The organism is Corynebacterium rouxii (genome assembly GCF_902702935.1).
GTDB classification, from domain to species: Bacteria; Actinomycetota; Actinomycetes; order Mycobacteriales; family Mycobacteriaceae; genus Corynebacterium; species Corynebacterium rouxii.
This window is the reverse complement of the sequence record NZ_LR738855.1, coordinates 590,667-609,931: the sequence shown is the minus strand read 5'-3', so window position 1 is coordinate 609,931 and position 19,265 is coordinate 590,667. Positions and strand designations below refer to the sequence as shown.

The following is a 19,265-nucleotide window of genomic DNA, read 5'->3' as shown; positions in this document are numbered from 1 at the left end:
AGAATTTCTGCCTTTTTAAATCATTGTGAGCTGGGGACTTCATCCAGACTATAGGCAGAAACAGCAATCCGGCTGCCTCATAGTGGCGAAGCAGCCGGATCGTTGCAAAGTTGTAATTGTCAGCGTTTTAGCGCTTTGGCGGTAAAAAACCGATGTGTTCGTAGGCGTCTGCAAGCGTGCGCGATGCAATCTCGCGAGCTTTTTCGGCGCCAAGAGCCAACACTTTTTCCAGCTCAGCGCGGTCAGACATGTACATGTCGTACTGAGCTTTCAAAGGTGTAACGAAGGCCTCGAGGGCGTCGGCGGTGTCGACCTTCAAGGCGCCGTAACCCTGGCCTTGGTAGGCGTCGACAAGCGAGTCGATGCTCTTGCCCGTCAGTGCTGACTGAATGACCAGCAGGTTGGACACACCAGGCTTGTTTTCCTTATCAAAGCGGATCTCGCCGTCGTTGTCGGTCACAGCAGAGCGAATGCGCTTCGCAGATATCTTGGGGTCGTCGAGAAGATTGATCAAGCCCTTGGGGTTCGAGCCCGACTTGCTCATCTTGGAGGTGGGATCTTGAAGATCATAAATCTTGGCAGCACCCTCAGGAATAATGCCATCTGGCACCACGAAGGTCTTCTTGAAACGAGAGTTAAAACGCTCAGCAAGCGTACGAGTGAGCTCCAAGTGCTGGCGTTGGTCCTCGCCCACCGGCACAAACTGTGGACGGTAAAGCAGAATATCCGCAGCCATCAACATGGGATAGGTGAACAGACCTGCGGAGGTACGATCCGCACCTCGCTTGGCGGACTTGTCCTTGAACTGTGTCATGCGGCTCGCTTCACCGAAACCAGTCAAGCACGTAAGAACCCAACCAAGCTCAGCGTGCTCCGGAACGTGAGACTGCACAAAGAGGGTGCTCTTGTGAGGATCAATACCCAAGGCTAAAAGCTGTGCAGCACCAGCGATGGTACGTTCTCGCAGTTCACGGGGAACTTGATCAACCGTGATGGCGTGCAGATCAGGGATGAAGTAAAACGCCTCGTAGTTGTCCTGAAGGTCGATCCACTGCTTCAGAGCACCCAAATAGTTTCCTAGGTGATACGAGTCGGCTGTTGGTTGAATTCCCGACAGCACACGTTGCTTCTTCTGCGTATTTTCTTGCACGGTTGCAGTCATGAAGAACATCCTACAGCGCAGCCGCAACACACGAGCAATACGACCCCACCTGTTGATGCAATACAAAACCGTCTTTCTGTACAGATCCGCTGTGGGTTTCCACAAATGGATCGTAAGGAAGACGGTCGACAGTGTGCGCTGGACTGATGCCTCTGGCTCACCGTGGAAGAATTCTTTGAGCAGAATTCCTACTGTATACGAGGGCGTGGAGCCACAATAGCGATGAGGCCACCAATGGTCGTTGCACCGCCTATGCCCATAAGGATGCCGCCAAGCATACCTGCAACGTCATTGTTACCGGTTAAGAAATAACCGCCTAGGACGGCAACGATACCGACAACAAGGGCGATGATTCCAGAAATTCGCATGATGTAACTGCTCCTGATTCTATTGTCAACGTCGACGCACTGACAGTACTACCGCAACCAAAATTAATCGAAACGAGGTGTCTGACCTTAGCCCCCATCCGCGTCTACAGCCTGTGAACCAGTCTGTGCGATAAGGCGCCACGCCAGGTCCGAGTTTAGGAATACACCACCGTCAAAGGTGAATGATCCGACCACCTCAAATCATATGCTGCTGCTTTATCGACCCAGCACCGGGTCGCGCGCTTCAGCATCGCAGAAGTTGCTGCTTGATAATCGATACGCCAACCCGCATTCGTATCAAACGCCTGACCACGGTAGGTCCACCAAGTATAGGCAGCATCCTCGGGTGCTAATCGACGCGCCACATCAAACCATTTCGGATCTTCAGCCGGCGTGCGACGCTGCTCCGAGGTGTATTCCACCGCCCCTGCCCATTCGCCAGCATCGGATACCTGGCTTTCAGAATCAGGGAAAACACCAAATACCGAATCCATAAAGGCGCGTTCATCTGGAAGGAAGCCAGACTTCTTTCGGTTCGTTTTCCAATTCTTCAGATCTTGCATGCGGTGACAAATGTTCCAATCACCACCGACTACCATGTGCGGATTATCCTGCGCCGCTTGCTCAAGAAACGGACCGAACACATCAAGGAAACGGTATTTCTCGTCTTGCTTATCAGTATCGGCAGAGCCAGAAGGCAAGTAGAGCGACGCTACCACCACGTCATGAACTGCATCAGGATCAGACAGTGTTGCTTGGATGTACCGGCCAGAATCGACGAATCCTTCCAACCCCACCTGAACATCACGCAGTGGCTGGCGACTTAAAATACCCACCCCGGCGCGGCCTTTGGCAGCAGCAGGAGCGCCAACATAGTGCCATCCGGCATCGAGGGCAGGTGCCAAAGCAGTAAGAGAATCTTTTTCCGAAGCACGAATCTCTTGCAGCAAGACGACATCGGAACCGGACTGTTCTAGCCAAGGAAGCATGCCGCGGTTGGCGTCGCTACGCTGCTTGACGGCAGCACGAATTCCATTGACGTTAACTGTTGTAATTTGCATGCTGGTCATCCTAGCTGTGCTGTTTGCGTTCTTGTTTACTGCGCGTGATATGCGCTGGAATCCAAATGATGATGGCGGCACAACCTAAAGCAGCACCAGCAAGAGCAGGAGCAGAATAGCTATATCCTGCGCTGATAACCACACCGCCAAGCAGTGCGCCACAAGCATTCGCGATGTTAAGCGCCGAGTGGTTGAGTGCGGCAGCTAGGGTCTGCGCACGACCTGCAACATCCATGAGCCTGATCTGAAGAGATGGAATGAGCATCGAGCCGGAAAGACCCACAAGAGCAAAGTTGATGATGGCGATCCACGCATAGGCACTGGTGAAGTAGAAACTCACCAAGGTGAGCACAATGCAGATAAGGGCAGTAAGAATTCCGTATTCCACACTCCAGTCGGAAAGGCGTCCGCCGATAAAATTGCCCGCAATCATGCCAAGTCCGTACGCCATCAGCACGATCCACATGAGCGCCTCAGGCACACCCGCGCGCTGCGTCATTGTCCAAGAAATATAGGTATACACGGCAAACATTCCGCCGAAGCCCACCGAACCGATCAGCAGTGATGCCCAGACTTGGCCATTCTTTAACGCACCGAGTTCTGTGAGTGGGCTCGTGGGTTTCATCTTGGACATGTGCGGCATGAGGGTCCACAACAATGCCAAGGTAATAGCACCGATGATGGTGACCACCACGTACGCGGCTTTCCACGTGGTAGCAAATCCCAAAGCTTGAACAGCGGGTACACCGACCACAGTTGCCACGGGCAATCCCATGCCGACAAAAGCGAGGGCGCGGCCACGTTGTCCTTCAGGGGCCATCGACGCCACTGCAAGGCCCGCTACGGAGAAAAACGCACCGTGCGGCAAGCCAGCTAAAAAGCGTGCAGCCATCAGCACAGGATAAGAAGTGGTAAAGACTGTCAACGCGTTGCCGATTGTAAAGGCAATCATCAACAAAATCAGTAGACGTCGGCGCGGAATCATTCCGGTAAAAGCGGTGATGACGGGCGCACCGACGACCACGCCCATCGCATAGGCGGTAATCACGTGACCGGCAGTAGACTCCGCCACATTGAAGTCTTCGGCAATGAGGCTAAGCAAGCCCATGGAGACGAATTCGGTAACACCGATACCAAATCCGCCGAGCGCCAACGCCAACATGGCGATGAGTCGGTGACGATGAGTGATCTCTGTTTGACGAGGTACAGGTTTTCTTTGATTGAGGTGGTTGACAAGCACGACGAGATACCTTAACAGCGTTTGCATGTTTCCCTGATTAGCGTCCCCCATACCCCACGTTGTAGCGCGCAACAACACCCGTGAAACAGGACGCTTGTACTGTTTTTACCCCCGCTGCCCCATACTCAAAGCCCAGCTAAGGGCGTTTTTTGCAGCTGAAGACTGAAAAAGTGCTGGGTAACAGGTATTCTTGTCGGTTGTACTACGAGCCCAATGAATACCTGATGAACGAGGAGACTCATGGCGAAAATCATTTACACCCGCACCGACGAAGCACCGTTGCTTGCTACGTACTCCCTGAAGCCCGTCGTCGAAGCCTTCGCTTCCACCGCCGGCATCGAGGTTGAAACTCGCGATATTTCCCTCGCGGGCCGTATTCTTGCTCAGTTCCCTGATTACCTCAGCGAGGATCAGAAGGTCGACGACGCACTTGCAGAGCTCGGCGAGCTGGCCAAGACCCCAGAAGCAAACATCATTAAGCTTCCTAATATTTCGGCATCCGTGCCACAGCTCAAAGCAGCCATTGCAGAACTCAAAGCACAGGGCTTCGCACTTCCGGAGTACCCAGACTCCCCAGCCACCGATGAGGAAAAAGACATCCGTGCGCGTTACGATGCCGTCAAGGGCTCTGCCGTCAACCCAGTACTTCGTGAGGGCAACTCCGACCGCCGCGCCCCCATCGCTGTGAAGAACTTTGCCAAGAAGAACCCTCACAAGATGGGTGTTTGGTCCGCTGACTCCAAGACCAACGTAGCCACCATGGACGCAAACGACTTCCGCCACAACGAGAAGTCCGTCATCATGCCTGCTGCAGACACCCTCACCATCAAGCACATCGCCACCGACGGCACCGAAACCATCCTCAAAGATGGCCTTAAGGTTCTCGAAGGCGAAGTCATCGACGGCACCTTCCTGTCCGCCAAGGCTCTCGACGCCTTCCTCGCCGAGCAGGTACAGCGCGCCAAGGATGAGAACGTTTTGTTCTCCGCCCACCTTAAAGCAACCATGATGAAGGTATCCGACCCCATCATCTTCGGACACGTTGTCCGCGCCTACTTTGCCGACGTCTTTGCCGCCTACGGTGACCAACTCAACGCAGCTGGCCTCAACGGCGAAAATGGCCTTGCCGCAATCTACAGCGGACTCGACTCCCTCGACAATGGTGCCGAGATCAAGGCAGCTTTCGACGCCGCCCTCGAAGCAGGTGCCGACGTTGCCATGGTCAACTCCGACAAGGGAATCACCAACCTCCATGTCCCATCCGATGTGATCATCGACGCCTCCATGCCAGCCATGATCCGCACCGCAGGCCACATGTGGAACAAGGACGATCAGGAACAAGATACCCTCGCAGTCATCCCAGACTCCTCCTACGCAGGCGTCTACCAAGTCGTCATCGAAGACTGCAAGAAGAACGGCGCATTCGATCCCACCACCATGGGCACCGTGCCCAACGTCGGACTCATGGCACAAAAAGCCGAAGAGTACGGCTCCCACGATAAGACCTTCAAGATTGCAGCAGACGGTAAGGTAGCCGTCGTCAATGCCACAGGCGAAACCCTTATCGAGCACGACGTAGAAGCAGGCGACATCTGGCGTGCATGCCAGGCCAAGGATGCCCCAATCCAAGACTGGGTCAAGCTCGCCGTCACCCGCTCCCGCCTCTCCGGCATGCCAGCAGTATTCTGGCTCGATCCAGAGCGCGCCCACGACCGCAACCTGATCACCTTGGTAAAGAAGTACCTCGCTGATCACGACACCGAGGGCCTCGACATCCAAATCATGAGCCCTACCGAGGCAACTCAGTTCTCCATCGATCGCATCCGCCGCGGCGAAGACACCATCTCCGTTACCGGCAACGTGTTGCGTGACTACAACACCGACCTGTTCCCAATCCTCGAGCTCGGCACTTCCGCCAAGATGCTCTCCGTCGTGCCACTAATGGCAGGCGGCGGACTCTTCGAAACTGGCGCCGGCGGATCCGCACCAAAGCACGTCCAGCAGCTCGTTGAAGAAAACCACCTGCGCTGGGACTCCCTCGGCGAATTCCTCGCCCTAGCAGAATCCCTGCGTCACTTCGCCAACACCGAAGGCAACACCAAGGCAGGCATCCTTGCCGACGCCCTCGATCGCGCGACCGAAACCCTCCTCAACGAGGGCTACTCGCCATCACGCAAGGTTGGCGAAATCGACAACCGAGGCTCCCACTTCTTCCTCACCCTCAACTGGGCCAAGGAACTAGCAGCCCAAACCGACGACACCGCGCTAGCCGAAACCTTCGCGCCTGTCGCCGCACAGCTCGAGGAAAACAAAGACACCATCGCAGCAGCGCTTATCGACCTCCAAGGCACACCAGTAGACCTCGGCGGCTACTACCAGCCTGACGACGCCAAGACCGCAGCAGTCATGCGCCCCGTCGCAGAATTCAACGACATCATCGATGCACTGAAGTAAACTCGCGCTCTTTTATAGCTAGAAAATGGGAAGGAATCGTCGATTCCTTCCCATTTTCTATGCCCTTCCCCCATGTTTTCTCTGCGATCACCGCAACCAACTACCCCCAAATGCACACCACTTTGTCTACATTTTTATTCACTATCTGAAATGGGCTTTTTAGAATTTTATAGACCGAGCGGTTTCTTTTTCTCTGGCGTCACCCTAGCGTTGCTTGCAACGAAAACATCTTAGGGAAGGAATCGACGATTCATGCCAACAAAATACGATAATTCCAACGCCAGCGAATGGGGTTTCGAGACTCGCTCCATCCACGCAGGGCAGGGCGTCGATAGTGATACTGGTGCCCGCAACTTACCGATTTACCTGACATCATCGTATGTTTTTAACGATGCTGAACACGCAGCGAACCGCTTCAATCTTTCCGACGCAGGTCCGGTCTACTCACGCCTGACCAACCCAACAGTTGCGGCTGTCGAAGAACGCCTAGCTAACCTCGAAGGTGGCGTACACGCCGTACTTTTCGCTTCCGGAATGGCCGCCGAAACCGCCGCCATCCTCAACATCGCACGCGCGGGTTCCCACATCGTGTCCAGCCCCCGCATTTACGGCGGTACCGAAACACTTTTCGCTGTCACCTTGGCACGCTTGGATATTGAAACAACATTCGTAGAAAATCCTGACGATCCAGCCTCATGGGAGGCTGCAATTCAAGACAACACAGTCGCACTCTACGGTGAAACCTTCGCTAATCCACAAGCAGACGTGCTTGATATTCCCGCAGTCGCAGAGGTTGCCCACAAACATCAAGTACCACTGGTCGTCGACAACACCCTCGCTACCGCAGCCCTTGTACGCCCACTCGAACTCGGCGCGGACGTCGTCGTGGCGTCCCTTACCAAGTTCTACACTGGAAATGGTTCCGGACTCGGCGGAGTGCTTGTCGACGGAGGAAACTTCGATTGGACTGTCACACGCAACGGCGAACCTATCTTCCCCGACTTTGTCACCCCAGACCCCGCCTATCACGGTCTCAAGTATTCCGATCTTGGTGCCCCAGCCTTCGGACTTAAGGCGCGCGTCGGACTTCTGCGCGACACCGGCGCAGCCCCGTCACCACTCAATGCATGGATCACCGCCCAGGGACTCGATACACTTTCTTTACGAGTACAGCGCCACAACGAAAACGCATTAGCCGTAGCAAAATTCCTCGCAAACCACGACAAAGTTGCGAAAGTGAACTACGCAGGTCTTCCTGACTCCCCCTGGTATCCAGTCAAAGAAAAACTCGGATTCGACTACACCGGGTCCGTACTTTCCTTTGACGTTAAAGGTGGAAAAGACGAAGCATGGCGCTTTATCGACGCGCTCAAATTACACTCGAACCTCGCCAACGTCGGAGACGTACGTTCCCTCGTAGTCCACCCAGCGACCACCACACACTCGCAATCGGAAGAATCGACACTTCTTGCCGCAGGAATTAATCAAGCAACGATCCGACTATCCGTCGGAATCGAATCCATCGACGACATCATCGCCGATCTCACTGCAGGTCTCGACGCCATTTAAGCCGAGATCTGAGCATACAAAAGGGGGCTGCTGTTACTAATGACAGCAGCCCCCTTTACGTTCTCAAAAGGAGAATTACCGGAAGGAATCGCCGATTCCTTCCTTTAAAAACGAATCCAACCAGCTTTTTGAGTTACTTGGAACAAGATGCCCAACAAAGCTGCAATACCAGAAATACCCAAAATGGTGCTCCAGAGCGTCGTCAAGTTAAAACCGGAAGTAGAACTTGTCGGTGCAGTCGAAGTGGACTCCCCAACCGTGCGGCCCGCTGACTGGCGTTGAGCAGCCTTCTGGTTAGCAAGCTCTACATTCTTCTTGTACTCAGCTTTGAGTTTTTCCGCTTCGTCTTTGCAGACTTTCTTGAGCTTGAGATCAACTTTTACGTCGTCGAGGTCAGAGTTGTAGTCACCGTCATATTGCCCCATAAAGATGACATCGACACCATCAATCACATTACCTTTAGTCTTAGACTGCGGAACATAGCGCATACTGGTTCCACTGAGGGTTGCAGCGTCCCCATTAAGGGACCAACCCGTTGTTATCCCTTGACCAAAAGTGTCACGTCCAGAGCGCTTGTTAGCTTCCGTACGATCAGACTCCTTGTACTCAGTCATATTTTTGCCTGGAACGTAGTATCCGACGTAACTTACGCCTGCTTTCACAGCACCGTCTTTGGTCATCACGTAAGGATTATGCAATTGCGAATAAAGGGAACCGTGATGCCCTTCAAAAACAATACTTGAATCCTTAGTATTAATTTCAGCCTCTACAATTTTATTGCCTTTGATCTCGAGGTTCGATGCCTTCGGATCAACGGGAACCTCAAAGTAGAAGTCTTTCCCCCTCTTTTCTCCGACTTCTTTAACATCTCCGGCGACTTTCCAATTACCGTTAGCCAGCTTGTTATTAAGAATGTAATGACGATAGGACTGTTTCACACCCCACTTCAGCGTGCCACTTTCAATAACCTGCACCATCTCACACTGGGATGTAGCTGCTGGTTCTGCGGCGACAGATTGAGGAACAAGAAAACCTGTCATTGCCACAGCAGTAGCAACGGGGAGGGCGAAACGCTTCAACATAGAGGGATATTCCTTCCTAAAGGTAAATAAAGGCAAGGCGTACCTTACAAAGGTTTGCCTTAACTTTCAATTGCGTTAGGGAAATAACCCCACGTCATACCCCCAAAAATCTTCGACAAAAATAAAAGTGTCGTTTCTGAAAACAGAAACGACACATCACCATGAAATAGAGGAAAACGTCGACAAGCGAAGCACTAGACCAACGACTGCAATGACAGTTCTACAAAATCATCTTGATTTTGAGTAGTTCTACCTCGTAAAGGCTGGACGGAATTGACGATTCCTTCCGAAACATCAACATGAATAGGCCAACCATAAACAGACGAAAGGGTTTCATCAGTGTAAACGTCAGCAACTGAACCATCTGCAACAATGCGCCCGTCAGCAAGACACACAATGTGATCACAATACGCAGCGGCTGCGTTGAGATCATGAAGCACCACAATCACCGCGATACCGGTACGTCGGGCTATCGACTGCATCAAACCGAGAACTTGCTCCTGGTGACTGATATCCAAAGCGGCCGTTGGCTCATCGAGCATAACCACCGGAGTTTGCTGCGCGAGTACCCGAGAAAGCGCAACGCGGGCCCGCTCACCACCAGAAAGCGTAACAATATCGCGACCGGCAAGATGTGCGGCATCCGTGGCAGATAACGCGGCGTCGATAAGCCTGTCATCGAACTCTTGGCGATCCGTACCTTCCCACGGACGACGTCCCATCGCGACAACGTCCCTCACCAAGAACTGAAACGATACGCTCACATCCTGCAACATGACTGAACGTACCCGAGCCAGTTCACACGCAGAACTATCCACGGGATCAAAACCACAAATATCAATCGTTCCCGACTGACGATCCAAATCGCCACTCAATGCAGCCAACAACGTGGACTTACCAGCACCATTCGGACCAATAAGACCTGTAACTTCACCTGCATAGGCATCAAAATTGATATCGCACAGTAGGCGCTTCTGCCCTACAGAGACCGATAGATCACGGACACGGACCAACGACTCAGGCTGCACGTTGCTTTGATCATCAGCACTCAATGGACAGAGCCTTTCTTCAACATTCGACGTAACAAAACAAAAAATGTTGGGCCCCCAACAAGTGCCGTAAAGATACCAATCGGCAAATCTGCGAACGGAATCATCGTGCGCGCAGCAACATCCGCGCACGCGATCAATACCGCACCCGCCAACGCTGATGCTGGAAGGAGTAGACGATTCTCTGGGCCAGAAATACTCCGTAGTAAGTGCGGAACAATCAAACCAACAAAACCAATCAATCCAGCAAACGACACAGCTGCCGCAGTCAAAATCGTCGACGCTGCAATAGCAATGATTCGTAAACGCCCAACATTAATACCGGTATGACCAGCTGCTCGTTCTCCAAGAGCTAAAACATCGAGTTGTTTACCAATCTGGGAGGACATGACGATTCCTACCAGCGCAATAGGTGCTACTACCCACACATGTTTCCACTGTGCACCATTAAGCGAACCCATCTGCCAAAAAACAATCTCCTCACGATTCGACGTAGGTGCGAGATACACGAGGAAAGAAATCAATGCATTACACACAGCATTAATGGCAATACCAGTCAAAATCAAATTGACGATCGCGACCTTACCTTGATGCCGAGCCAGCTGATAAATAATGACCGTCACAACAACCGCACTCAAAAATGCTGCTGCAGGAACAGTAAAAGTACCCAAAATTCCCACATTGAATACAATCACAGCAGCTGCACCCACACCTGCTCCAGAAGTAACCCCGATAATCGACGGCTCCGCAAGTGGATTCGCAAAAACGGCTTGCATGAGAGTGCCAGCCACACCAAGGCATGCGCCAACCAACAAACCCAACACAATCCGAGGAAGACGGATCTCCCAAATAACGTTATGCATCAAGCTGCTTGAATCAGGCTGAGCAAGAATCGTCAATAAGTCGCGAAGCGGAACATAGTACTGGCCCAACGCCAACGACGTAACAACTGATGCCATCACCAACGCCACTAAGACAACAAACAACATCACTCGACGACGCGCCCGAAGAACGAACACGTCGTCGCTACGCTTGCTATACCTGTGGATCATACAAAGCCTGTGCCGTGCGAAGAAGCGTCTGACCAGTCATCGGGCCGAACGCCAAAGACTGCCCATCAGGGATCGTAATGACTCGACGATTCTTTCCAGCAATCGTCTGCGCCACACCTGGTCGCGCCAATAAACCATCAATTCCACCAGTCGATTCCAAACCAGCTGTCATCATGATGATCGCCTCAGGATTAATCTTTGCCAAAGCCTCAGCGTTTGCAGGTTCAGCATAAGAGAGTTTGTACTCAGCGCCCATGTCCTTCGCACCAACGCCCTCAATCAAATCCTTCGCACCTGTGCCCTCACCCATGATGAAGAACACACCGCCGTTTCCACGCGCATACAAAAATGCCACGCGCATTGGATCAGAAGGAGCGATCGCGGCAATCGCCTCACGAGCCGCAGAAATCTCATGAACGCTACGTTCGGCAAGAATCGACGCTTCTTCGCTAAGTCCGACTACGCCACCCAACGTCTTGATATCTTCCGAAACAGAGTCAATCGTACGAGTTGGCTCCATCACCACAGTAGTAACGCCAGCATTGCGAATCTGATCAATTGCATCACGCGGACCAATCGAATGATCAACGATCAGCAATGACGGATGCAAGCTCAACACAGCTTCAACATTGATGTTATGGCCACCCTCGGTTACAACAGGAACATCTTTAAGCACGTTCTCTGTCGATGACACAGTCCTGCCAACAATTTTGTCAGCGAGCCCCAAGCCTTCCAAAGTCTTCGTATACGTGCCATAAATATCCAAGGCAATAATGCGAGAAACATCCGTAACCTCAACATCAAAACCATCAGCATCCGTGAGATGTACAGGCAACGAAGGGCTCACGGATTCCGAAACAGGCTGCACATCATCAAAATCACGCACATCAGATACACCTGTAAAAGTACGCGGATCCTTGACGTCACCAGCCTTGGGCAATGACTCTCGGAGATCCTTCGTCGAATCATATGTGCCCTGAACACCACAACTCACCAATGCGCACGCACACACTACGGCCATACAAGCACGAAGCAAAGATTTCATCTCATATCTCCTACACCGGATTATTAACAACTAGGCGCCCCATACTTCCGCCAGCCACAACAAACGCAGCGATCACGAGCAGAACATACATATTGGGATCAATACCGGAATCATCCGTTGCTGCGGAACGGATCTTGAAATTCTTAGCGCCATTCTCATAGCCCGCAGAAGTACCCCCTTCAGATTTTCCGGAAGGAATCGTCGATTCCTTCCCACCTGAAGCAGGAACAGCGGTTGCATGTGCTCCAGCAGAACAATCTGCTGCTCCACCAAGCTGGGCATCAAAAGTGATCGGGTCAAGTTCAGAACCAGCATCATAGAAGCCGGCGAATGCGCCAGCACCATCCGGATGCAATGTCATTGTGGCTTTACCGCTAACAGCGGTTTCAGAAGCATTCAAAGAACTAAAAGTAAGATTGCCGATAGCTACTCGACCATAATCTGACTTCTTGCCTTCCATATCAGACGAACGAACCTGGGCGAACAAAGTTCCGGTAGCACCGTTGAAAACAACTTCTGGATTGGAAATATTGAGGTCCAAGATGCCGTGATGACCACTAAAACGCATCGTTCCGCCAAATTTTACCGATCCAGATTTTGCTTGGGGGTTCACTGCTCCCGAAACACCAGCAAAGGTGAACTCTCCGTTGGAATAACCAACACCATCAAGGTTCCATTGTCCCTTTGCTATAGAACCCGTGATGTAAGACTGAAACGATTTTTTCAAGCCCCACGCTGCATGAGCTTGAGTAACACCTCGAGATGATGCATCGCATTTAGGGGAAGAATTGGCGATTCCTTCCGAAGAGCCTCGTATCGGGCCAGCGCTTCGCTGCGTTTGAGGAGACGTTCGAGGTGCATCTGAAATGTTGGAGCTCGCCGTCGCCGACTCTGGTGACTTTGCATGAGCATTGTCGGTAGGTTTTGTTCCTCGACGATTAAATTCATCGAGCTCATCAAGAAACTCGCCAGTGTTATCCATGAAGATAGTGATGGCGTTCATGGTGTCATTGGTTTCGGAAAGAATTGCCATGGCTTCTTTATTAAAACCTGTGAAGTTTCCGCTAATGGATTGGACACTACGTTTTTTGTTTCCGTTGCGACCGCTGCCATCAGAGTTGGATCCAATGGGCGATGGGCAGCTTCCGTCGAGAGCAACGATGCCACTAGTTGGATCAAGCGGAGAAGCAGCGTCATACGCGATAAAGAGCTTGGATCCTTCAGGGCTCAGCGTTGTACTGCCGCTTAAGTCGATGGCACCCGATGCTGGATCCGCGGGAGTATTGAGCTTGATAGTGGCAAGAACGACGTCGTCTCCTGTGATTTTTGGCCCGCGATCCTTGGTATTGGACATGTCGGAATCGTAGGAAACATAGTCGACAAGAATATCTGCTGTTGAGCCGTGGGTTACGACCTTCCAGTCAGAAAAAGTCATATCGAGAAGATAGACCCCAGACCCGTGATCATGGCCTTTGAAGTTGATAAGCCCAGGAAAAGGGATGGTAGCACTATTGCCGTCGATACGTGCTTTTCCAGGAGTGAAATTGAAAGCTCCGTCGTTACCCGTTTTGTCCCCGCTAAAGCCGATACCTTGTGTTGCCCACTGGCCACCCGTTTTACCAGCAGCACCTTTGAGAATGTAATGGCGATAACTTTGACGAATTCCCCAGTTAAAAGAGCATTGATTACTATCAGCCGCTTGCGCCGGGGCGGTACTAATAGCAAGCGGTGCCAGCGTTAACACGGCAGCAGCCATTAGCCCTAGAGATCTTTTTTCAATTGTCACGGTACGGGGACTCCTCATTTCTTTCTGGCCGCCGAATAGAGGGGAGGCTCGGTTTGTCGAAGGGCTCTATGCATAAGCCCACTAGGTGAGATTCGGCGCACCGTCTGAAAACACAGACGACATTGCAAGTTTTCTACACCCAAAAACATGTATAGGCTACACTTACCTAACTTTCTAGTCCAGCTCCCCATCAAACTCTTGAAAGAAGCAATGAACCCTCAATCAACCTCCGCTTTTCAGAGCCTCTACCCCGATATCAACCCCGCCCACAGCCTCCCCCTCACAACTTGGGAACGTATCTCCATGGCACTTGCCGTCGGAATCCTTTCCTTTGGAGTCACCTTTGGCGATCTCATCATTGCAGGAGCAGGACTTGGACTGGTTCTTTTCGCAATCATCGCGCCTTCACAAAAAACGTCACGAAAAATCCGCACTGAAGCAAAAAATCGATTCCCCAACGAACCATGGGCAGAAACACATCACAATGCCAACGCCACCATCATCGCAATGGCACTATGTTGGCTGGTCATCATAGGAATCAACCTAGCCACTTTATGGTGGGCGCCACCGTCGCAAACAACATATCTTGCAGCAGGCGTGTCGATTCTTTCCGCCATCATTGTTTGGTTTCTTCCCGGCGCACACCCGCTATGGAATCGCCGTCGTATTGCTTCACACAAACAACAGCCCACCGGTAGACGTCGACAAGCCTCCAAACGATCAAGCCACCCTCAAACGGCGGAATTTAGCCAACAACAATAGACTAGACAGAGCTGTCCATGTAGCATGAACTCGATTATCCACTGCCACGAGAGGTCGGAGTCATGCTCACCACCACAGGGACACTCACGCACCAAAAAATCGGAGACTTTCACACCGAAGCCGGAGCGACGCTTCACGACGCCACCATCGCCTACCAAGCATGGGGCCACTACACCGGCAACAATCTCATCGTTCTCGAACATGCTTTGACCGGCGACTCTAACGCTATTTCATGGTGGGACGGACTGATTGGCCCTGGCAAAGCACTCGATACCAACCGCTACTGCATCCTATGCACCAACGTGCTCGGAGGATGCAAAGGTTCCACTGGACCGAGCAGTCCGCATCCCGACGGAAAACCATGGGGATCCAGGTTTCCAGCCCTTTCCATCCGTGACCTCGTCAATGCCGAAAAACAACTTTTCGACCACCTCGGCATCAATAAAATTCACGCAATCATCGGCGGATCCATGGGAGGCGCACGCACCCTCGAATGGGCTGCACTCCACCCGCACATGATGACGACTGGATTCGTCATAGCAGTCTCAGCACGCGCAAGCGCTTGGCAAATCGGTATTCAATCTGCACAAATCAGTGCCATAGAACTCGACCCCAACTGGAACGGCGGCGATTATTACAGTGGTCGCGCACCATGGGAAGGAATCGCCGCTGCTCGCCGGATCGCACACCTCACCTACCGCGGCGAACTAGAAATAGACGAACGCTTCGGCACTTCTGCACAACACGATGAAAATCCGCTCGGCCCCTACCGAGATCCACATCAGCGTTTTGCGGTAACAAGCTACCTTCAACATCAAGGCATCAAACTCGCCCAACGATTCGATGCAGGTAGTTACGTCGCACTCACCGAAGCGCTCAATCGTCATGACATCGGGCGCGGGCGAGGCGGCCTCAACAAAGCACTCGGAGCAATCACAGTTCCCATCATGATCGCTGGCGTTGATACCGACATTCTTTACCCCTATCACCAGCAAGAACACCTATCCCGAAATCTAGGAAATCTACTTGCTATGGCAAAAATCAGCTCGCCGGTGGGCCACGATGCTTTCCTCACAGAATTCCGACAAATGGATCGAATCCTAAGACATTTCATGGAACTTTCGGAAGGAATCGACGATTCCTTCCGAACCAAACTAGAGCGCTGAGTCGATCACAGATCTAGATAAACTGCAACCACCACGATCCCATCTGTGGATAACGTATGTAACCAACCCGTAAATCTTGGAGAGATATGGCAGTTGGAAGCGTCGAAAGACCTGAAAAGCATAGTTATCCACAACCTCGCATCGCTGGCAGTGCATGCTGTGAAGACTGACGTAATCTCGGAGTATTCATCAACATTGGGGGAATTTTTATGAATACTACGGCTTGTTTTGCTCATACCGATATGAACGATCCATTTTCACGACACCTGATTCGGCTCAACCAGGCTGAAGTGGATTTTTGGCTTTCCGTGGAGCCTGATAAGTTCCGAGATTTTCACACACAAATTGACGAGATAGCTGCTCGAATGAGTTTGTCACGGCGCGAAGTAAAGGAAAACCTTCGCGTCGGTGAAATGCTACGACGCTTCCCAAGGCTGCGCGCGTGCGTCGAAAAGCACCACCATATTACGATGACGCGGCTAAGAGCCATCGAACGACAAGTCATGGCTATTGAGCCGAAATATATTGCACGTGTCGACGCCCACCTGACCGATTATTTCACCCCCAAGGTAGAAAACCAAGTGATTCCGCAAGTCGCAACCCTCAGCAAACAACTTCGCGATTACATCACAACAATTGATCCCTCGGCAGCCAAAAAGCCACAAGATCAGCAAAAAAGAAGCGCTACTTTTAAACGGAACCTCAATGGACACACGCGGTTAAGCATTCATATCACCGATGCCGAAGCTGTCGAAATCCGCACTTTAATGAAAAAGCAGCACGAAGACGAACCCGTTGACGCTTTTATGAAGCTCATCCGTTCAAAAGCTCGCACAAAAGTCGTGCTCAATACCTTCAAAACCGGAACCGGCCACCTGTATATGGTCGGCGCCGGCACAATCCCAGAAGAAAGCATCACCATTGATTCGCAAAGAACCATCGATCTTAACGACCACACGCACAGCTACACACCCACTGAAGAGATTCGAGCCGCCGTCATGCTTCTCGACCGTCACTGCCGATATCCAGGGTGCACCGTCGATGCCCTCGAATGCGATCTGGACCACGTAATAAATCATGACGAAGGCGGCGAAACCTCCATCGCAAATCTCGCCTGTTTATGTCGCTTCCACCACAACATCAAAACCGAACAACGCATTCACTACAGCCTCGACGCCAACCGAATCGCAACATTTCATTTCCGCAACGGAGCAACAAAAACCACTCAACCTGGAGGAATAAAAGTTAAACACAGGTTCAGCCAAACATGGCAACGCCACGAACAACAACGCATCCGCACCAGACGAAACCAATCTGCTTAAACCACGCGTTTCGACGCATTCCGCCTTGTGGTTTTCCCACTTTTCGTAGACAAATTTTCACAATAGCCAAGACAAAACGCTGCAAAGAACTAGAACTTCACAGCGCTCAGTTAACTATGCGGTTTCCCTACCCCGTCACGATCCCAAAGAATCGATCGAATAGGACAAAAACACCATCATTCCGCCTACTACAAGGCTGAAAACAACGTCGAAAATTACGGATCGAACCGCCAATACACCAAGAATTTTCGAATCACATACAACACGAAGGACAACCAAAAACAACAGCGCCACGCCCAATGCAAATGTCGCGCGTCTCCAGTGCTCTGTAAAAGCGAAAATCCCAGAAGAAACAACAATTCCTACAAACGCCGCCACTGCGATGTACTGGAGGTAGGAAGGAATCGGCGATTCCTTCCTACCCACATCATGTGGATTGTCAAAAGGCGAAAGCCTAGGCACGCTCAGCACGCTCTACTACGTTACGAATCAAGAAAGCACGAGTCAGCGGTCCGACTCCACCAGGATTTGGAGAAACAGCACCTGCAACATCCCAGACATCAGGATGAACGTCGCCAAGCAATTTGCCGTCAACACGCGATACTCCCACATCAAGAATCGCAGTACCCGGTTTGACCATATCGGCCGTTAACATGTGTGCTTTACCCGCAGCAGCAACAATGACATCAGCTTCACGAGTTTCCGAAGCAAGATCACGAGTTCCCGTATGACACAGCGTAACGGTAGAATTCTCACTTCTCCGCGTCAACATCAAACCAATAGGACGCCCAACAGTTACACCACGTCCAATTACGACTACCTTTTTACCATCTAGCTCAACTCCGAAACGACGCAACAGATGAATTGCACCATTAGGGGTACATGGCAACGGAGCAGGCTCATTCAAAACCAATTTACCCAAATTCACTGGATGCAGACCATCGGCGTCCTTCGCAGGATCGATGCGCTCTAGCACGGCGTTCTCATCCAAGTGCTTTGGCAATGGAAGCTGCACAATGTAACCAGTGCACTCAGGATCAGCATTCAGTTCATCAATAACAGCCAACAGCTCTTCTTGAGTCACGTCAGCGGGAAGATCCTTACGAATCGACTTCACACCAACAATTTCACAATCCTTGTGCTTCATACGCACATAGGCATGGCTGGCAGGGTCATCGCCGACAAGAACAGTCGCAAGACCTGGCACAATTCCCTTCTCTCGGAGAGAATTGACACGTCCTTTAAGATCTTCAAAAATTTCGTCGCGGTACAAGTTTCCGTCAAGTTTGATAGCACTCACGGCCTTGATTATTGCATGTGTTGAGGAAAGAATCGACGACTCCTTCCTATAACCGCAGGTCCATTGTTAAAAATACGCAAAATACTTTTGGTAATTTAATGAATTGTCAATGTTCCTCAGCCCACACGCCTAATCCTGAACGCATAAATAAATGAAACAGGGAAACTATCGCCAGCCATGACGAAAATTGCCCTGTTTAAAAACGACTATTTTCTACAAACCTAAGAATCTATTTTGCGAGCGTTTATAGCCCACAAACTACTTTCTGCGAGTGGGACGTCTTTGTCGCCTACCTTCACAATATTCATGCCTGGGTAAACAGGTTCACCAATAATGACACGAACACCCGGCAGCACTCCGTGCTCTGCTAAGTATCGCAACAGGTTAGCGTCTCGATCATGAATTCGCTCGATTATGACTTCTTCCCCAACCGCAAACTCGCCAAGCTGATGAATCGGGACAGAATCGACGATTCCTTCCTCAGATGGGATTGGATCTCCGTGTGGGTCACGAGATGGGTTACCAAGGTGATCGTCGATACGCTTGAGAAGTTTGTCCGTCATCGCGTGCTCAAGAATTTCAGCTTCCTCGTGGACTTCATCCCATCCAAAACCTAATGTCTCAAAAAGAAACATTTCGACAAGACGGTGACGACGCACCATCTGTTTCGCTAAAGCTTCACCTTGTTCAGTGAGCATAATACCCCCGTAGCGCTCGTGGTCTAGCAAACCACGAGCCACGAGTTTTTTAACAGCTTCAGATGCGGTGGGAGTTTTTTGAGACATTCGGGACGCTAACTCGCCGAGGGAGACGGGCTTGCCAGTAGCCTCGTGCATATCCCACACGT

At 51.5% G+C, this 19,265-nt stretch carries 17 protein-coding genes; 5 read left to right on the top strand and 12 right to left on the bottom strand.

Annotation, left to right across the window (positions count from 1 at the left end; translation table 11 throughout):
* Nucleotides 1-127 precede the first annotated feature (127 nt).
* The 4 genes from trpS to CIP100161_RS03185 all read right to left on the bottom strand — a co-directional run bounded on the left by trpS (nucleotide 128) and on the right by CIP100161_RS03185 (nucleotide 3,858).
* Nucleotides 128-1,171 (bottom strand): tryptophan--tRNA ligase, encoded by a 1,044-nt coding sequence (gene trpS, locus CIP100161_RS03200; protein ID WP_155871832.1) that lies wholly within the window; start codon nucleotides 1,169-1,171, stop codon nucleotides 128-130.
* Nucleotides 1,172-1,350: 179 nt separating this feature from the next.
* Nucleotides 1,351-1,530 (bottom strand): hypothetical protein, encoded by a 180-nt coding sequence (locus CIP100161_RS03195; RefSeq protein ID WP_155871830.1) that lies wholly within the window; start codon nucleotides 1,528-1,530, stop codon nucleotides 1,351-1,353.
* A gap of 155 nt (nucleotides 1,531-1,685) precedes the next feature.
* Nucleotides 1,686-2,591: an exodeoxyribonuclease III gene (locus CIP100161_RS03190; protein WP_155871828.1), complete on the bottom strand. Its 906-nt coding sequence runs from the start codon at nucleotides 2,589-2,591 to the stop codon at nucleotides 1,686-1,688.
* Nucleotides 2,592-2,601: 10 nt separating this feature from the next.
* Nucleotides 2,602-3,858 (bottom strand): MFS transporter, encoded by a 1,257-nt coding sequence (locus tag CIP100161_RS03185; RefSeq protein ID WP_155871826.1) that lies wholly within the window; start codon nucleotides 3,856-3,858, stop codon nucleotides 2,602-2,604.
* A gap of 213 nt (nucleotides 3,859-4,071) precedes the next feature.
* On the opposite strand from CIP100161_RS03185, the gene CIP100161_RS03180 reads away from it, so the two are divergent.
* Together CIP100161_RS03180 and CIP100161_RS03175 are read left to right on the top strand one after the other, a co-directional pair.
* Nucleotides 4,072-6,285 (top strand): NADP-dependent isocitrate dehydrogenase, encoded by a 2,214-nt coding sequence (locus CIP100161_RS03180; RefSeq protein ID WP_155871824.1) that lies wholly within the window; start codon nucleotides 4,072-4,074, stop codon nucleotides 6,283-6,285.
* 252 nt (nucleotides 6,286-6,537) lie between these two features.
* Nucleotides 6,538-7,854: an O-acetylhomoserine/O-acetylserine sulfhydrylase gene (locus CIP100161_RS03175; protein ID WP_155871822.1), complete on the top strand. Its 1,317-nt coding sequence runs from the start codon at nucleotides 6,538-6,540 to the stop codon at nucleotides 7,852-7,854.
* A gap of 104 nt (nucleotides 7,855-7,958) precedes the next feature.
* On the opposite strand, the gene CIP100161_RS03170 is transcribed toward CIP100161_RS03175, so the two are convergent.
* The 5 genes from CIP100161_RS03170 to CIP100161_RS03150 form a co-directional block, all read right to left on the bottom strand.
* Nucleotides 7,959-8,936 (bottom strand): HtaA domain-containing protein, encoded by a 978-nt coding sequence (locus tag CIP100161_RS03170; protein WP_155871820.1) that lies wholly within the window; start codon nucleotides 8,934-8,936, stop codon nucleotides 7,959-7,961.
* Nucleotides 8,937-9,130: 194 nt separating this feature from the next.
* A complete protein-coding gene (locus CIP100161_RS03165; RefSeq protein ID WP_155874511.1) occupies nucleotides 9,131-9,964 on the bottom strand; it encodes a heme ABC transporter ATP-binding protein in 834 nt (277 codons plus the stop codon).
* 20 nt (nucleotides 9,965-9,984) lie between these two features.
* Nucleotides 9,985-11,037: a FecCD family ABC transporter permease gene (locus CIP100161_RS03160; RefSeq protein WP_155871818.1), complete on the bottom strand. Its 1,053-nt coding sequence runs from the start codon at nucleotides 11,035-11,037 to the stop codon at nucleotides 9,985-9,987.
* A complete protein-coding gene (locus CIP100161_RS03155) occupies nucleotides 11,021-12,082 on the bottom strand; it encodes a heme/hemin ABC transporter substrate-binding protein (RefSeq protein ID WP_155871816.1) in 1,062 nt (353 codons plus the stop codon). The genes CIP100161_RS03160 and CIP100161_RS03155 overlap by 17 nt, the downstream gene beginning before the upstream one ends.
* 10 nt (nucleotides 12,083-12,092) lie before the next feature.
* Nucleotides 12,093-13,886, bottom strand: a complete 1,794-nt coding sequence (locus CIP100161_RS03150; RefSeq protein ID WP_408609461.1) for an HtaA domain-containing protein — start codon at nucleotides 13,884-13,886, stop codon at nucleotides 12,093-12,095.
* A gap of 192 nt (nucleotides 13,887-14,078) precedes the next feature.
* Between CIP100161_RS03150 and CIP100161_RS03145 the strand changes: the two genes are divergently transcribed.
* The 3 genes from CIP100161_RS03145 (at nucleotide 14,079) to CIP100161_RS03135 (ending at nucleotide 17,118) form a co-directional block, all read left to right on the top strand.
* Nucleotides 14,079-14,630, top strand: a complete 552-nt coding sequence (locus CIP100161_RS03145; RefSeq protein ID WP_155871813.1) for a hemin receptor — start codon at nucleotides 14,079-14,081, stop codon at nucleotides 14,628-14,630.
* A gap of 62 nt (nucleotides 14,631-14,692) precedes the next feature.
* Nucleotides 14,693-15,796 (top strand): homoserine O-acetyltransferase MetX, encoded by a 1,104-nt coding sequence (gene metX / locus CIP100161_RS03140; RefSeq protein WP_155871811.1) that lies wholly within the window; start codon nucleotides 14,693-14,695, stop codon nucleotides 15,794-15,796.
* A 209-nt stretch (nucleotides 15,797-16,005) separates the two neighbouring features.
* Nucleotides 16,006-17,118, top strand: coding sequence for an HNH endonuclease signature motif containing protein (locus tag CIP100161_RS03135; RefSeq protein WP_155871809.1), 1,113 nt, complete (start codon nucleotides 16,006-16,008; stop codon nucleotides 17,116-17,118).
* A gap of 135 nt (nucleotides 17,119-17,253) precedes the next feature.
* Here CIP100161_RS03135 and CIP100161_RS03130 read toward each other — a convergent pair whose 3' ends face one another.
* From CIP100161_RS03130 to CIP100161_RS03120, 3 genes are all read right to left on the bottom strand, one after another.
* On the bottom strand, nucleotides 17,254-17,580 hold the full coding sequence (locus CIP100161_RS03130) for a DUF3017 domain-containing protein (RefSeq protein WP_155871807.1): 327 nt from the start codon (nucleotides 17,578-17,580) through the stop codon (nucleotides 17,254-17,256).
* Nucleotides 17,573-18,418: a bifunctional methylenetetrahydrofolate dehydrogenase/methenyltetrahydrofolate cyclohydrolase gene (locus tag CIP100161_RS03125; RefSeq protein WP_155871806.1), complete on the bottom strand. Its 846-nt coding sequence runs from the start codon at nucleotides 18,416-18,418 to the stop codon at nucleotides 17,573-17,575. The genes CIP100161_RS03130 and CIP100161_RS03125 overlap by 8 nt, the downstream gene beginning before the upstream one ends.
* A 221-nt stretch (nucleotides 18,419-18,639) precedes the next feature.
* Nucleotides 18,640-19,254 (bottom strand): metal-dependent transcriptional regulator, encoded by a 615-nt coding sequence (locus CIP100161_RS03120; RefSeq protein ID WP_232053186.1) that lies wholly within the window; start codon nucleotides 19,252-19,254, stop codon nucleotides 18,640-18,642.
* Nucleotides 19,255-19,265: the final 11 nt, after the last annotated feature.

Excerpts from the sequence above, each read along its gene's own strand:
- CIP100161_RS03150 (WP_408609461.1), bottom strand. The coding sequence starts at position 13,886 with ATGAGGAGTCCCCGTACCGTGACAATTGAAAAAAGATCTCTAGGGCTA.
- CIP100161_RS03135 (WP_155871809.1), top strand. The coding sequence starts at position 16,006 with ATGAATACTACGGCTTGTTTTGCTCATACCGATATGAACGATCCATTT.
- CIP100161_RS03170 (WP_155871820.1), bottom strand. The coding sequence starts at position 8,936 with ATGTTGAAGCGTTTCGCCCTCCCCGTTGCTACTGCTGTGGCAATGACA.
- metX (WP_155871811.1), top strand. The coding sequence starts at position 14,693 with ATGCTCACCACCACAGGGACACTCACGCACCAAAAAATCGGAGACTTT.
- trpS (WP_155871832.1), bottom strand. The coding sequence starts at position 1,171 with ATGTTCTTCATGACTGCAACCGTGCAAGAAAATACGCAGAAGAAGCAA.
- CIP100161_RS03185 (WP_155871826.1), bottom strand. The coding sequence starts at position 3,858 with ATGCAAACGCTGTTAAGGTATCTCGTCGTGCTTGTCAACCACCTCAAT.
- CIP100161_RS03190 (WP_155871828.1), bottom strand. The coding sequence starts at position 2,591 with ATGCAAATTACAACAGTTAACGTCAATGGAATTCGTGCTGCCGTCAAG.
- CIP100161_RS03145 (WP_155871813.1), top strand. The coding sequence starts at position 14,079 with ATGAACCCTCAATCAACCTCCGCTTTTCAGAGCCTCTACCCCGATATC.
- CIP100161_RS03175 (WP_155871822.1), top strand. The coding sequence starts at position 6,538 with ATGCCAACAAAATACGATAATTCCAACGCCAGCGAATGGGGTTTCGAG.
- CIP100161_RS03180 (WP_155871824.1), top strand. The coding sequence starts at position 4,072 with ATGGCGAAAATCATTTACACCCGCACCGACGAAGCACCGTTGCTTGCT.
- CIP100161_RS03155 (WP_155871816.1), bottom strand. The coding sequence starts at position 12,082 with ATGAAATCTTTGCTTCGTGCTTGTATGGCCGTAGTGTGTGCGTGCGCA.
- CIP100161_RS03120 (WP_232053186.1), bottom strand. The coding sequence starts at position 19,254 with ATGCACGAGGCTACTGGCAAGCCCGTCTCCCTCGGCGAGTTAGCGTCC.
- CIP100161_RS03160 (WP_155871818.1), bottom strand. The coding sequence starts at position 11,037 with ATGATCCACAGGTATAGCAAGCGTAGCGACGACGTGTTCGTTCTTCGG.
- CIP100161_RS03195 (WP_155871830.1), bottom strand. The coding sequence starts at position 1,530 with ATGCGAATTTCTGGAATCATCGCCCTTGTTGTCGGTATCGTTGCCGTC.